This window comes from Ralstonia sp. A12 (genome assembly GCF_000801955.1).
In the GTDB taxonomy this organism is placed as follows: Bacteria; Pseudomonadota; Gammaproteobacteria; order Burkholderiales; family Burkholderiaceae; genus Ralstonia.
Window position 1 is genome coordinate 1 of the sequence record NZ_JSZO01000031.1, and the last position, 12,439, is coordinate 12,439.

Consider the following 12,439-nt stretch of genomic DNA (forward strand, 5'->3'; position numbering starts at 1 on the left):
GAACGCAATCAACCCACCGGCAGCGAGCGGCATGTACGCCCACCCCCACTGGTGCGTCAAATCGAGCGTTGCGCCGAATGTCATTGGCGCAAGCGCACCAGCGCCGAACCCCAGAATCGATCGGACGCCCATAACGCGTCCGAGGTAGGCTGCCGGCACCTCGTCAGTCATGGCCGCTGAAAGCACGCCCGAGTCTGCCAGAATGAAGAAGCTGCCGATGGCCGCCAACGCGATCACCCACCCGGCGCCCCAGTGCGCGGACCAGCCGATCAGCATGGAGCACAGGGCACCCATGCCGCCAACGTACATCAGCACACGCGATCGACCCCATCGATCCGACAGCGCACCCACAACGCCAGTAGCGATCATGCCCGACAGGTGCACCGCGCCACCCACGATCAGGCTGGTGGTCATTGCGCCCCAACCAGACGGCTGAAGTGCTGTCGCCAGCAGCATTGGTGTCCACGCCCAGTTGCCTAACAGTTCCCAGCAATGGGCAACATACCCAACCAGCAGGCATAAAGACGTCGGTCCAAATATGCTCTTCCATTGCATCGGCGCGGAAGATGACGGCGCGTCATGCTTGCTTCGTCGGTTCTCCACGCCTTTAAGGCTGAACTGGCCAATCATCGCACCGGCCAAGGCCCCCATGGCGCAGATGGAAAAGCCCGCCGTAGGGCCATAGGACTTGGCTACCCACATCGATAGCGAGACGGAAAGAAGATAGCCGAACGAACCGGCTGCCAGCATCTGCCCCATTGCCCGACCTAGTTTCGCCGGCGGGCTCAGGTCGGCAGTCAGGAGCAACGCCGGTGTGTAGGCGCCGCCTTGCGTGAGCCCTACGAATACGATCAGGATCAACACGGCATGTGGGGATCGCGCAAAGATCGCGAAGACAATCAGCGCTGCGGCACCAGCCCATGTGCAGAACAGATACATGCGCTTGGCACCCAGGCTGTCGGAAAGCCACGACGCCACAAGCAGCGCCAAGGCGTTGGACAGATTGAACGCTGTTTGGATAGTGCCGGCGGTCGTTGCGTCCATGTGCCAGACAGAACGCAGCACGGGCAATGCACCCGCAAATGCCATCGTGCCCATGCAGGTACCCGCACGGCCGATGCATAGAAGCAATTGACGATTCATGTGTGCCTCGCCAGGGTCGAGCGCCCCGGTCGTAGAAGAATGCAACAGATGGAGAGAATGGGAGGCACGGTGATTTTCTGACAGCGAGACACGTGGCCACGCGTCTCGCAACTCAGACCAACTCAGGCTGGCTTGCCCTGTGCCGCTTTCAGATAGCCATCGCGCGTCTGCGGCAGCTTCATGCCAAGCAGCGTTGCGGCAACCTGCGTACGCAGGATTTGCGCCGTACCCCCGGCGATGGTGAACATGCGCGCGTCACGCACATGCCGCTCCATCGCGTTGTGACGCCCATAACCGGACGACCCGTAGAACTGCAGGGCGTCGTTGGTGACCTTGTTGGCCGTTTCAGCCGCAAAGATCTTGGCCCGCGCCGCCTTGTCGATGTCCGGGAATTCCGCGCCGCTGCAAGCTGCGGAACGAAGCAGCAATCGCGCCGCCTCCAGCTGCATCGACATATCGGCCAGCATCCACTGCAGGCCCTGAAACTCAGCAATGGGCCGGCCGAACTGGTGCCGAGATTTCAGGTACGCCATACCTTCCTCAAACGCGCCTTGCGCGATACCCAGCGCCACCGTGCCCGCACCGACCCGCTGCGCGTTGTATGCCGTCATGAGGGACGCGAAACCGCGCTTCAGGCCACCAGGAGGCATCAGGAGCATCGACCTGTGCACCTTGAGGTCGCGGAATTCCAGATGGGTTTCGGGAATGCCACGCACCCCCATCGCGTAGAGCCTGCGGCCTACCACCAGTTCGGCAGGTGTATTGCCATCACGCACACAGATGAAGGCGCCAATGCCTTGCTCCACACCGTCGTCAAACACACGCGCGAAGATCAGGTGCAGTTTCGATACGCCACCGCCAGTGATCCAGTACTTCTCGCCGTTGAGGATGTAGTCATCCCCTTTCTTGTCGGCTCGCGTGGTCATCTCACTGGCGGCGCTACCCGCGTTGGGCTCGGAGATGCAGATGGCGGGCTTGTCTCCTGCCAGCACAAGGTCCGCTGCGAGCTTCAGTTGTTCCTGCGTTCCGTACTTGGCGATGGCGCCGATTGCGCCCATGTTCGCCTCGACCGTGATGCGGCCCATGGCGGCACATGCCTTGGCCATCTCCTCAATGACGATCACCGTGTCAAGGTAAGAAAGGCCACGCCCGCCCAGGCTCTTTGGCAGCGTCATAGCCATGAACCCTGTGTCGCGCAGTGCTGCGACGTTGTCCCATGGATACTGTTCCGTGAGGTCGGTATTGGCGGCAGTGGGTGCGAACACCGATTGAGCCAGTTCGCGCGCTTGGGCCTGCAGGGTCAATTGTTCGGGGGTAAGGTCGTACATGTCGTCTCCTAGAGCGTTTTATTGTTTCCAAGCCAATCCGTCAGCACTTCGGCTGCATGCTCGTTGAGCTGTGGTGGCGGCCGCCTGTAGCTCGGCGGCGTTGCCGACATGCGCAGCGGGTTCGCCAAGAGGCGAATTTCCCCATCCATTGCCCATTCACATGGCATATGCAACTCCGCACCGCGCGCTTTGACATGCGGATCGGCAAATACGTCTTCCAGGTCGTTGACGGGCCCGCACGGCACGCCAACCGCTTCGAGCTCGCGAAGCCATGTCGCGCGAGGTCGCGTTCTCAGTACGTTGTCGACCAAGTCGCACAGTACGGCTCGATTGCGGATTCGCATCGGGTTGGTCGCATAGCGCTCGTCGGATGCAAGTTCGTCTATCCCCGCGACCTCACAGAACCTCCAAAACTGAGCGTCGTTTCCGACGGCAAGAATCATCGGTGCATCTGCCGTCGAGAACACCTGGTACGGAACGATATTCGGATGACCGTTACCCAGGCGGGTTGGCAGCTTCTTGTCGGCTAGGTAATTCGTGCCGGCATTGACGAGCCAAGCGATCTGCGTATCAAGCAGGGAAATATCGATATGTTGGCCTTCACCCATGCGTTCGCGGTGTTGGAGCGCCGCGAGGATACCGACGGTGGCGTACATGCCAGTCATGACATCCGCGATCCCAACGCCCACTTTCATCGGTTCGCCGTTTGGCACACCAGTCAGGCTCATGATGCCGCCCATGCCCTGGATCAAAAAGTCATAGCCAGGTCGGCTGGCGTAGGGCCCTGTCTGCCCGAAACCCGTGACAGAGCAATAAATGAGGCCCGGATATCGGTCCTTGATCTGCTCGTACGCCAGGCCGTACTTGGCCAAGCCGCCGACCTTGTAGTTCTCCACCAGGACATCCGCCTGCGCAATCAACCGATGCACGAGCTCACGACCAGAGTCAGACCCGATGTCGATGGCAATCGATCGCTTGTTTCGATTGGCGGCGAGGTAGTAGGCGCTTTCCTCCGTTTCCTCGCCCGACGTTCCACGTACATAAGGCGGGCCCCATTTGCGTGTGTCGTCGCCCTCGTCCGGTTTTTCCACCTTGACGACATCCGCTCCAAGATCACCAAGAAGCTGGGCCGCGCTGGGCCCAGCCAGGATGCGAGAGAGATCGAGGACCTTGATTCCAGCCAGTGCAGTCTTCCGTTGAGCGTTCATGCGACACCACCGCCGACGAGTCCGGTCCACCGCACGCGAATGGCGTGCTCCAGCGACCACGAAACATATAAGCAGCTAAGGGCTTTCATTGCCTTCCTCCTCACAACATGACTTTTGAGACACTCTAAACTTCACGTCCCGCACTCACAATTGAAACTGATTTCAATCCAAGGGCGAGCGTTTGATTTGGCCTATATCGACCTCACGTGCTCAGCGCTGCGCAAGCGCCTTGGAGATGCGATCAATTGCGAGGTCCACCGTCTGGCGCGAGCAGCCGAGATTTACCCGCATGAACCCATGGCCTTCGACACCAAACTTAGGCCCTTTGTCCAGCCATAATCGGCCCTCTACGAGCATGAAGTCTTCCAGCTGTTCCGGCGTCATTCCGAGTGCCCGGCAGTCGATCCAGGCGAGATAGAGCGCCTCCATATCGATCACCTTCAAGCCGGCATCGAGCGCGTTGATGCGCTCGGCAAAATGGCGCTGATTCTGCGCGATATAGGCGACGAGTTCGTCCACCCATTCGGCCCCGTGTGTAAAGGCGGCTTCGGTTGCTACCATGCCGAGCAAGTTGAGGCGGGTGTTGTGGTTTCTGTCGATGCTCCGGATGACTTCGTCTCGCTTGACCTTGTCGGCAATGAACATGTTGCCGCACTGCAGCCCAGCAAGATTGAACGTTTTGCTCGCTGACGTGCACGTGATGCTGTTGTGGGCGAATCGTCTGTCGAGTGAAGCGAACGGCGTGTGCTTCCTTCCCGCACCGAAAATAAAGTCGCAATGAATTTCGTCGGCGATCACCAGCGCCCCGTGGTTCAGACAGATCTCGCCCATCGTGCGCAGTTCGTCCTCGGTCCACACGTTGCCCGTTGGGTTGTGCGGGTTGGAGAGGATAAAGATCTTGGTGTTGTCCCGAATCGCGTTCTCGAAAACCTTTGCATCGAAGCGATACCGTTCGCCATCAAACTGCAGCGGCGCCGTGGTCACGTGTCGGCCGTTGATCACCACGTCATGGTGAAAGTGCACGTAGACCGGCGGTTGGATCAGCACCGAGTCACCTGGCTGCGAAAACGCCTGCACGATTGTTTTGAGCGCCGCTATCACACTGGCAACCGGAACCACCCAGCCCGGAGGTACGTCCCAACCGAATCGCTTTTGTTGCCACCCAATGACGGCATCCACATAACCCTTGGTCATGCCCGCCACGTATCCATAAACGCCGTGCGAAACGGCTTCATGTAGCGCATCGATGACCGCAGGTGGTGATTTGAAATCCATGTCCGCCACCCACATGGGCAACGGCTTGGCCTGAGCCTGGACATCCGTCATGGCGCCAGTGGGATCACCCCACTTGAGTGAATTGCTACGGCTGCGGTCGACCACGGTGTCGAAATCAAACCGGGTCTTGCTTATCGGCAACACGCTTGGATTCTGAGTCATTGCCTTCTACCTCTTGTCCCGCTCAGTAGCCCATCGCCTTGAGCACGGGCGACAGACACACGATTACGCCAAACACGAACACGTACCAAACCTTGGGAGAAACATATTTCCGGAGCACAGGCACCTTGTAGACCAGAACGCACGGAATGATGAACGACGCGATGCCGTAGATTGGCGACGCCAGTTGCTGCAGCAACAGGGTCGAGAAACGCGTCTGCACCCCGAACCAAAGGCCTAGCACAATGAATACGCAAACACCCGCAGATACCAGGAGTGCATTGACACGCTCACGTGGAACGAAGCGCGTGAGGATGTTCATGACAACGCCCTTGATCGCCTCTTCGAACCCGAGATAGATGCCGAGAAAGGCCGTGAGGATGGCGAATACGTTCAGCGCCGCAGTCATGTAGAGCACACCATCCCCATGGATCACGCTGCCCGCCAGCGCGAGTGCCGAGATGTTCTGCGCCTTGGCAGAGAGTGCTTGCTCGTGAGAGAGCGCAAAGGCGAACGACGTGGCAAAGAACAGGACAGCGCTAGCCAGAATTGCATACGCGATGCGATTGGCGCGGATGGCACGGTACGTAGCGATGCGCGGATCCTTCTCCACCTTGCGGAAGGCAATGTTCATCGGACTTAGGATCTGCACGAACAGGATGGAGAACAACGTGAACGGCACCGTCAGGATGGTGTCGATCACGAAGCGCTTCACCTCAGGCAGCGGCGGCAGGTTCATGCGGAGTCCCAATGGGGAATCATCACCACGCCCAGCAGCATGACGACACCGAGTTTGAAGAGCACCAGCGGGCCAGACACTCTGAAGATCAGCTTCTCGCCCTGCGCGGCGACGAGGACCAGTAGACAAAGAATGGCCAACGAAAAGAACGGGCTATCAGAGAGCAGCCCGGACGTCACGCCGAAGCTCTGCAGATACTTGGCCGTATCAAAGGTCACCGCCAGGGAGTAAGTGAGCATGCCCTTGAGCTGCATGAAGAAGTACACCACCGCCAGAAAGATGCCCCAGTTCTTTCCGAAGTACTGCGTGATGATGCCGGCGTAGTTCTCGCACTCCGTGCTGCCCGACAACGTCTGCAGATACAGCTCTTGCATCATGTACAGCGCCGGATACGCCAGCGCCACTGAAGCAGCAAACACCCACACGCCCGTAATACCGACCTGCACCGGCAGGAAAACGATGCCGGCGCCGATGGCCATACCGATGCACAGGATCACCCAACCCACGTCGTAGCTAGTGAACGGTACGTCCCGCACCGGTCCAGATGAGGTGTTCAACTCCGCGTAAGTACGCAAGCTTGTCTCCTTGTTGATGGGCGCAAAGGCGCGCGCGAACGCGACAAGGCGCTCCGACGTTTTATCGTTCTTGTGATGGCGAGGCCCGGTGCCTCAACAGCAGTGGTGAGACCCCTCCCGCGATACCGGGAAGGGCAGGAACGTCAGGTGCAGGTCAGCTGTGCGCGTGGTCCTGCAGTCGAATGGCCAGCATCTCGCCGACAGCGCAGGTCTGTTCGCCTGCGGTCAGCTCCAGGTCGATCCACGCCTTTCGCCCCTCAAGTGAACGAAGGCGGCCTGTAATGACGAGCTCAACGCCCAACGGCGTTGGCTGCTTGAAGGCGACCTTCAAAGAAGCTGTTACGAATCGAATCGGCTCCGAACCTTCGCCCACTTGCCGCCCTTCTTTCTGGTAGGCGAAAGCCGCTGCGGATGCCGCGCCATGGCAATCGAGAAGCGAGGCAATCATCCCGCCATAAACATGATCGGGAACGCCCCCGCTGTACCGAACATCGGGTGTGAACCTAGCCACCGTCTGCTCCCCAACGAGATAGCTCTTCAGGTGATGACCGTGTGGGTTGCGCGCGCCGCAGCCGTAGCAGTGCGCAAACTCCGGCGGGTAGACGTCTTGTATGGCGGGTGCGGGCATCGCTTTGTCTCCTCGTCGGAGCCTGAGATGCTAACGATCAACAGGAAAACAGTTGACATCGTTCTCATCCCGCTCCGCTCTTGAACTTGGATTTATCGTATTACTTCATCAAGTTCATGAACAATTGAAATTCACATCAACTCCCACACACTGCCGAGCGCATCATGCCAGCACGCCCATTCGGCAAAACGGTTCTTGTGCTGAGGCAATGATTTGCCCACGTGACAGTGCTTGCCCTGGTGCGACGCTGCCAATACGATGTTCATGCAGCCGCATAAAACTTGAGGAAAAATTCAATGGGGCATCGATCCGGAACCTCGACGCCGACCCTCCGGCAGCTTCAACTTTTGCTGGCGCTCACTTCTTCAGACGGGATAGCAAGTGCTGGCTCCAAGCTAGGCATGTCGCCTTCTTCAACGAGTCACGCGCTGCGGGCGCTCGAGAAAGCGCTGGGCACGGAGTTGATCGACCGCAACGCGTCGGGGGTCGCCCTCACCTATACGGGGGAACATGTGCTTCCCCATGTTCGCGATATCTTTGCGTCCCTTCAGTTGGTTCAGGCCACAGCGCTGGCTGGTGCTGAGCTGAAAACTGGTCTGCTGCGCATGGGGTCATTCGGCGCGAGTGCGACGATCAGGGTTCTCCCGCCGCTGATAGAGCGGTTCAAGGCTCGTTACCCTGGCGTTGATATCGTCGTTACCGAGAAGCCAGACGAGCAGACATCGCGCGACCTGATCGAGCGCCGGCTGGAGATTGCGGCGGTCACGCTTCCAAAGTCAGACTTTGACACGCAAACGCTCGCTGTTGATGAGCTCGTCGCGGTCCTGCCGTCTGGCCATCCTCTGGCAAAGCTGGAGACTGTTCCGCTCAAGGAGCTGACGGCTGACCCGTTCATATTGACCCGCGCGGGCTCGCAAGTCCTCGTGACCAAGCTGTTCTCACGGCATGGGCTACGCCCGAACGTGGCCTATGAACTGCTGCAACTGATGTCGATACTGGAGTTGGTTGCGGCCGGCAAAGGTATTTCGGTCCTGGCAAAGCTGGCCCTTCCAGATCGGTACCCCGGTACCGTGTTTCGCCCTCTTTCCCCGGGCACATCGAGACGCATTGGACTGGTATGCCTGAACGAGAATCGCCTGTCCCCGGTCGCTCACGCCTTCTGGCAAGAGGCTCGGCGATATCACGCTGAACTCAAACCCAACACCCGTTAACGCTGACGCCACGCCTGTCTTTAACATCCGAAGTCCGTCCGGCAGTTGAAATTTTCTTCAATTGCCTAGGAACAGCCCTGAGACAACAATCCATACAGCTCTGGGGCCGTCGACGATCCAGCATCCAGTTCGGGCGGCCCGGTGACGACAACAACACCTAGCTATTGGAGACGTCTGATGCAAGTTCCGGCTACGCACTTCAAACATTTCGTGCGCGAATTCACGCAGCTCGTTGACAACTTTCCGGATGACGAGGCGCAAATCCTCAGTACAGGCCGCGAGCTCCTTGCCGAAATCGTCCGTCGCGATGACTGGCTTCCGGAACGGTATGCGCAGCCGCATCCCCAGTACTACCAGCAGTACCTGCTACATGCCGATCCATCGGATCGTTTTTCGGTTGTCAGCTTTGTGTGGGGGCCGGGCCAGAAAACGCCGATCCACAACCATACGGTGTGGGCGTTGATCGGCATGTTGCGAGGTAGCGAGCGCGCCGAGTCCTTTGACCTCGGCGAACCTGGCCAGCCAATGCGGTCACTCGGCATCGACTACCTCAAGCCTGGAACTGTCGAGAGCATTTCACCGCGCACAGGAGACATCCATCGAGTCTCCAACACCTACGAAGATCGAGTCTCGATTAGCGTTCATGTCTACGGTGGAAACATCGGACGGATTTCGCGGCACGTCTTCGACCCGCTGACGAGCATGCCCAAAACCTTCATCTCCGGCTACTCCAACGAGGCTGAGGCTACGGGGTAGCCAGTCAGAACGCGCAATAGCATTGCGTCGTCGCAGGTACTCAGCAAATAGTCTTGAGGGAGACGCTCGCGGAGAAAGGGGCTACACTACAGCAGCAGCCACTGCTCGCTCCGGCCGTTACAACCCGTTCGTCATTGCGACGCGGCATCTTGCAATAGCTGAGAACGCTATCGGCACATGTCGTAAACGCTGCGCCCCAACCATTGCAGCGTCTCATCCAGTGCGTCGGACCATGGATGGCTGCAGTTGAGTCGGACGCAATTTCGATAGCCCTCGCGGGCCGAGAAGATCGGCCCAGGTGCGATGGCGATGTCGCGCGAAGCAGCCTGCTCAAACAGCGTGTAAGAGTCGGCTGGTTCAGGCATCTCAACCCAGAGCACAAAGCCGCCAGCCGGCCTCGATAGCCGCGTGCCTGCCGGGAAGTATGCCGAAATAGCTTGGGACATCTGATTGACGCGCTCCTGCAGCAACTTGCGAAGGCCGCGCAGATGTCTTTCGTAGGCATGGTGAAGCAGATAGTGCGCGATCGCTGCCTGAGGTGGAACGGATGTTCCCAGGGTGGTTGCAAACTTCCGGTTTGCGATAGCTTCGCGGTGGCGTCCAGCCGCTACCCACCCAATCTTGAATCCGGGCGCTAGGCACTTGGTGAAAGACCCGCAGTGCAGCACCATGCCTTCAGAGTCGAAGGCTTTGGCGGCGCGGCTTCTGTGTAGACCAAACTGCAGTTCGGCGTAGACGTCGTTCTCGACCAGCGGAACGTCATGCCTTGATAGCAACTGGACCAATTCCCGCTTCTTGGCCTCCGGCATCGAGAAGCCCAACGGATTTTGGCAGTTTGTCATGAGCAGGCAGGCTGCCACTTTATGGCGCGATAGGGTCTTGTCCAGCAGGCCCAGATCCAGACCACTTTCGGGGTCGGTTGGCATCTCCAGTGCGCCCAACCCTAGTTGCTTAAGCAATTGCAGCCCAGAAAAGAACATGGGCGAGTCGATGAGTACGAGGTCACCGGGGCGAGTCATCACCTGCAAGGACAGGCTGATTGCCTCCATGCCGCCGCAAGTGATGACGATCTCGTCCATTGGTACGGCGTAGCCCAACTCTAGATAGCGCTGCGCAATGGCCCGGCGTAGCGAGGGCAGGCCCAACTGCAAGTCGACCAGCGTCTTGGCATAGTTGCCTTGACGGCTGCTTGCGCTCAGCGCTTTGCTCAGCGTCTGCATCGGAAACAGTGATGGGTCGACAAAGGAAGATCCGAGCGACGTGTCTCGGGAGCCTACGAGGTCACCCAGGGTTTCACGCACACGCTCAGGTGTGTTGGAGCGAACGACCTTCGGTCGGGTCAGGCTGTTCCGAGGTAGTTGAGCAGTACCAGGGCCATGTGCGCGCACATAAAAACCGGATTGCGGTTTGGCTTCGATGAGGCGATTAGCCTCCAATACCGAGTACGCCTGCACGACCGTGCCCTTGCTGACCTTGCGCTGTTCTGCGGCTAGGCGCACAGATGGCAAAGGGTCACCGGGTCGCAGGGAGCCATCGGCGATCAGGTTCGCGATGTCCTCGGCGATTTCCAGATAGCGCGTCATCGGGTCTCCTCCCTGTCTGCGGGCCGCCACAACTGTACCAGTTGTTTAGTCGAAGAACTGTCACTGTGACAGTTTGTGTCTCGTTCCTAAAGTTGCCCATGACAACAAGGAGACGTCATGGACAACACAACTCAACCCATCCCTCGTCGCAGCATGCTGTTCGTGCCCGGCCTGCGACCCGACCGATTCCGGAAGGCATTGGTTTCCGGAGCCGATGTCGTATGCATTGATCTGGAAGACGCTGTAGCCATCACGCACAAGGACGAGGCACGCGATCTGACGCTGCCTTTGTTTGCCGAGGAAAACCCTTCGGGGTGCGAGCGGGTACTGCGGATCAATTCCCTGGATACCGTTCATGGCCTGCGCGATGTAGAGGCGCTGACCCGCGTGGAGCTCGTGCCCGATGCTGTGATGCTGACCAAGGTCCGCTCGGCTGCCGAGATCAAGCTGCTGGAGGAACTGCTGCAAGGCGGCCGCACGGCTTCGATCAAGTTCTACGTCACGCTCGAAACCAATCAAGGTCTGGAGGATGTATTCGACATCGCGGGCGCTAGCCCGCGTATGGCCTGCCTCCTGTTTGGCGAGGTCGATTTGTCTGCCGACCTTCGTTGCAAGCGGACTTCGAAGGCGTTGCTCTATGCGCGTTCGCGGATGGCGCATGCCGCAGCGGCCTTCGCACTGGACGCTATGGACGTCCCGCACATCCACCTGGAGGACATGGACGGACTACGCGTAGCAGCCGAGCACGCTGCGGAACTTGGTTTCACCGGCAAAGCTTGCATTCATCCAACGCAGATTCCGGTGGTGCACGAGTACTTCACGCCAAGCGCGGAAGAGGTCGCCCGCGCTGAACAAGCCGTAGAGGCATTCAAGGAGAGCGGCTCGTCAGGCTTGGCCGTGCTCAACGGCCTCATGCTGCAGAAGCCTGTGCTTAGGTCCTCGCAACGCATTCTGGCTCTCGCAAAGCAAAGCGGGGCCCAACACAAGGTGGCGGTGCAAGCATGAGTACTGACGCCACTCTTTACGAGCTTGCTGCTGCTGACGACACCCGATTCAGCCCCTTTTGCTGGCGCACGCGCTTTGGCCTGCGGCACAAGGAGCTGTCATTCAAATCTGTGCACATCGGCTTTCCCGATATTGGCGAGCTGGGTGGATCGAACCGCACGGTGCCTGCGATTCGCATTGGTGACGCCTTCGTCGAAGACAGCTGGGACATCGCGGAATTTCTGGATGAGACGTTTCCAGATCGACCTCCGCTGCTAGGGTGCCCGCTTGGCAGAGGTGTGGCGCGCTTTGTCGAGTGCTTCACTGACAAGGTGATTCATCCAACCATGCTGCGCTTAGTGTCGCGCGATGTGTTCGACCGCATGGACCCGTATGACCGGCCTTACTTCCGTCGCACCCGGGAAGAGATGCTTGGTTGCACGCTGGAGGAAGCGCAAGCCACGCGCGACCAGACGGTCCTGGCTTTCAGAAAGGCCATTCACCCGATCCGGCTCACATTGAACAAGCAACCGTGGTTGTCGGGAGCGATGCCTGGTCATGCCGATTACATCGTATTGGCAGCCTTCCAGTGGGGGCGACTTGCCAGCGACTTCAAGATCCTCGAAGAAGACGATCCCATCGCAAAGTGGTTTCGGCGAGGACTGGATTTGCACGATGGCTTCGGCCGGAAGGTGCATCCCGATGACGGCGGGTTGGGATTCGCTGAAATCGATTGGTGGAGAGAAGCTATGAGGCGACACGGCTGAGTCCAACGGTTGCAACAGAAAGAAAGAGTTGACCACGCTCAGCTTCGGCAGTTGATTCAACAAGCGCGGCGAGGGGGAACCCT

At 59.0% G+C, this 12,439-nt stretch carries 12 protein-coding genes; 4 read left to right on the plus strand and 8 right to left on the minus strand.

Annotated elements, in window-relative coordinates:
* The 7 genes from PI87_RS23860 to PI87_RS23885 all read right to left on the minus strand — a co-directional run.
* A partial coding sequence (locus PI87_RS23860; RefSeq protein ID WP_232314076.1) for an MFS transporter occupies nucleotides 1-1,254 on the minus strand: 1,254 nt, incomplete at its 3' end.
* Between the two features lie 11 nt (nucleotides 1,255-1,265).
* A complete protein-coding gene (acdA, locus tag PI87_RS23865) occupies nucleotides 1,266-2,471 on the minus strand; it encodes a 3-sulfinopropanoyl-CoA desulfinase (protein WP_039600219.1) in 1,206 nt (401 codons plus the stop codon).
* A gap of 8 nt (nucleotides 2,472-2,479) precedes the next feature.
* Complete coding sequence (locus tag PI87_RS23870) at nucleotides 2,480-3,679, minus strand: CaiB/BaiF CoA transferase family protein (RefSeq protein ID WP_039600220.1); 1,200 nt, start codon at nucleotides 3,677-3,679, stop codon at nucleotides 2,480-2,482.
* Nucleotides 3,680-3,889: 210 nt separating this feature from the next.
* Complete coding sequence (locus PI87_RS23875) at nucleotides 3,890-5,116, minus strand: MalY/PatB family protein (protein ID WP_039600221.1); 1,227 nt, start codon at nucleotides 5,114-5,116, stop codon at nucleotides 3,890-3,892.
* Nucleotides 5,117-5,138: 22 nt separating this feature from the next.
* On the minus strand, nucleotides 5,139-5,852 hold the full coding sequence (locus tag PI87_RS29715; RefSeq protein ID WP_232314077.1) for a hypothetical protein: 714 nt from the start codon (nucleotides 5,850-5,852) through the stop codon (nucleotides 5,139-5,141).
* On the minus strand, nucleotides 5,849-6,427 hold the full coding sequence (locus PI87_RS29720) for an aromatic amino acid transport family protein (RefSeq protein WP_232314078.1): 579 nt from the start codon (nucleotides 6,425-6,427) through the stop codon (nucleotides 5,849-5,851). Before PI87_RS29720 ends, PI87_RS29715 begins: the two co-directional genes overlap by 4 nt.
* Nucleotides 6,428-6,581: 154 nt before the next feature.
* Nucleotides 6,582-7,055 (minus strand): PaaI family thioesterase, encoded by a 474-nt coding sequence (locus PI87_RS23885; RefSeq protein WP_039600222.1) that lies wholly within the window; start codon nucleotides 7,053-7,055, stop codon nucleotides 6,582-6,584.
* A gap of 296 nt (nucleotides 7,056-7,351) precedes the next feature.
* Between PI87_RS23885 and PI87_RS23890 the strand changes: the two genes are divergently transcribed.
* Nucleotides 7,352-8,266 (plus strand): LysR family transcriptional regulator, encoded by a 915-nt coding sequence (locus tag PI87_RS23890; RefSeq protein WP_039600223.1) that lies wholly within the window; start codon nucleotides 7,352-7,354, stop codon nucleotides 8,264-8,266.
* A 177-nt stretch (nucleotides 8,267-8,443) separates the two neighbouring features.
* Nucleotides 8,444-9,022 (plus strand): cysteine dioxygenase, encoded by a 579-nt coding sequence (locus PI87_RS23895; RefSeq protein ID WP_039600224.1) that lies wholly within the window; start codon nucleotides 8,444-8,446, stop codon nucleotides 9,020-9,022.
* A gap of 167 nt (nucleotides 9,023-9,189) precedes the next feature.
* Here the strand turns inward: PI87_RS23895 and PI87_RS23900 are convergent, their stop codons facing one another.
* Complete coding sequence (locus PI87_RS23900; RefSeq protein ID WP_039600225.1) at nucleotides 9,190-10,605, minus strand: aminotransferase-like domain-containing protein; 1,416 nt, start codon at nucleotides 10,603-10,605, stop codon at nucleotides 9,190-9,192.
* A 117-nt stretch (nucleotides 10,606-10,722) separates the two neighbouring features.
* Between PI87_RS23900 and PI87_RS23905 the strand changes: the two genes are divergently transcribed.
* Both PI87_RS23905 and PI87_RS23910 read left to right on the plus strand, forming a co-directional pair.
* Entirely contained in the window at nucleotides 10,723-11,610 is an 888-nt protein-coding gene (locus PI87_RS23905; RefSeq protein ID WP_039600226.1) for an HpcH/HpaI aldolase/citrate lyase family protein, read from the plus strand.
* Nucleotides 11,607-12,356, plus strand: a complete 750-nt coding sequence (locus PI87_RS23910; protein ID WP_052321717.1) for a glutathione S-transferase N-terminal domain-containing protein — start codon at nucleotides 11,607-11,609, stop codon at nucleotides 12,354-12,356. The genes PI87_RS23905 and PI87_RS23910 overlap by 4 nt, the downstream gene beginning before the upstream one ends.
* The last annotated feature ends 83 nt before the right edge of the window (nucleotides 12,357-12,439 follow it).

Coding starts and splice junctions, on each gene's coding strand:
- PI87_RS23905 (WP_039600226.1), top strand. CDS start 10,723: ATGGACAACACAACTCAACCCATCCCTCGTCGCAGCATGCTGTTCGTG.
- PI87_RS23870 (WP_039600220.1), bottom strand. CDS start 3,679: ATGAACGCTCAACGGAAGACTGCACTGGCTGGAATCAAGGTCCTCGAT.
- acdA (WP_039600219.1), bottom strand. CDS start 2,471: ATGTACGACCTTACCCCCGAACAATTGACCCTGCAGGCCCAAGCGCGC.
- PI87_RS23900 (WP_039600225.1), bottom strand. CDS start 10,605: ATGACGCGCTATCTGGAAATCGCCGAGGACATCGCGAACCTGATCGCC.
- PI87_RS23895 (WP_039600224.1), top strand. CDS start 8,444: ATGCAAGTTCCGGCTACGCACTTCAAACATTTCGTGCGCGAATTCACG.
- PI87_RS29715 (WP_232314077.1), bottom strand. CDS start 5,852: ATGAACCTGCCGCCGCTGCCTGAGGTGAAGCGCTTCGTGATCGACACC.
- PI87_RS23890 (WP_039600223.1), top strand. CDS start 7,352: ATGGGGCATCGATCCGGAACCTCGACGCCGACCCTCCGGCAGCTTCAA.
- PI87_RS23910 (WP_052321717.1), top strand. CDS start 11,607: ATGAGTACTGACGCCACTCTTTACGAGCTTGCTGCTGCTGACGACACC.
- PI87_RS23885 (WP_039600222.1), bottom strand. CDS start 7,055: ATGCCCGCACCCGCCATACAAGACGTCTACCCGCCGGAGTTTGCGCAC.
- PI87_RS23875 (WP_039600221.1), bottom strand. CDS start 5,116: ATGACTCAGAATCCAAGCGTGTTGCCGATAAGCAAGACCCGGTTTGAT.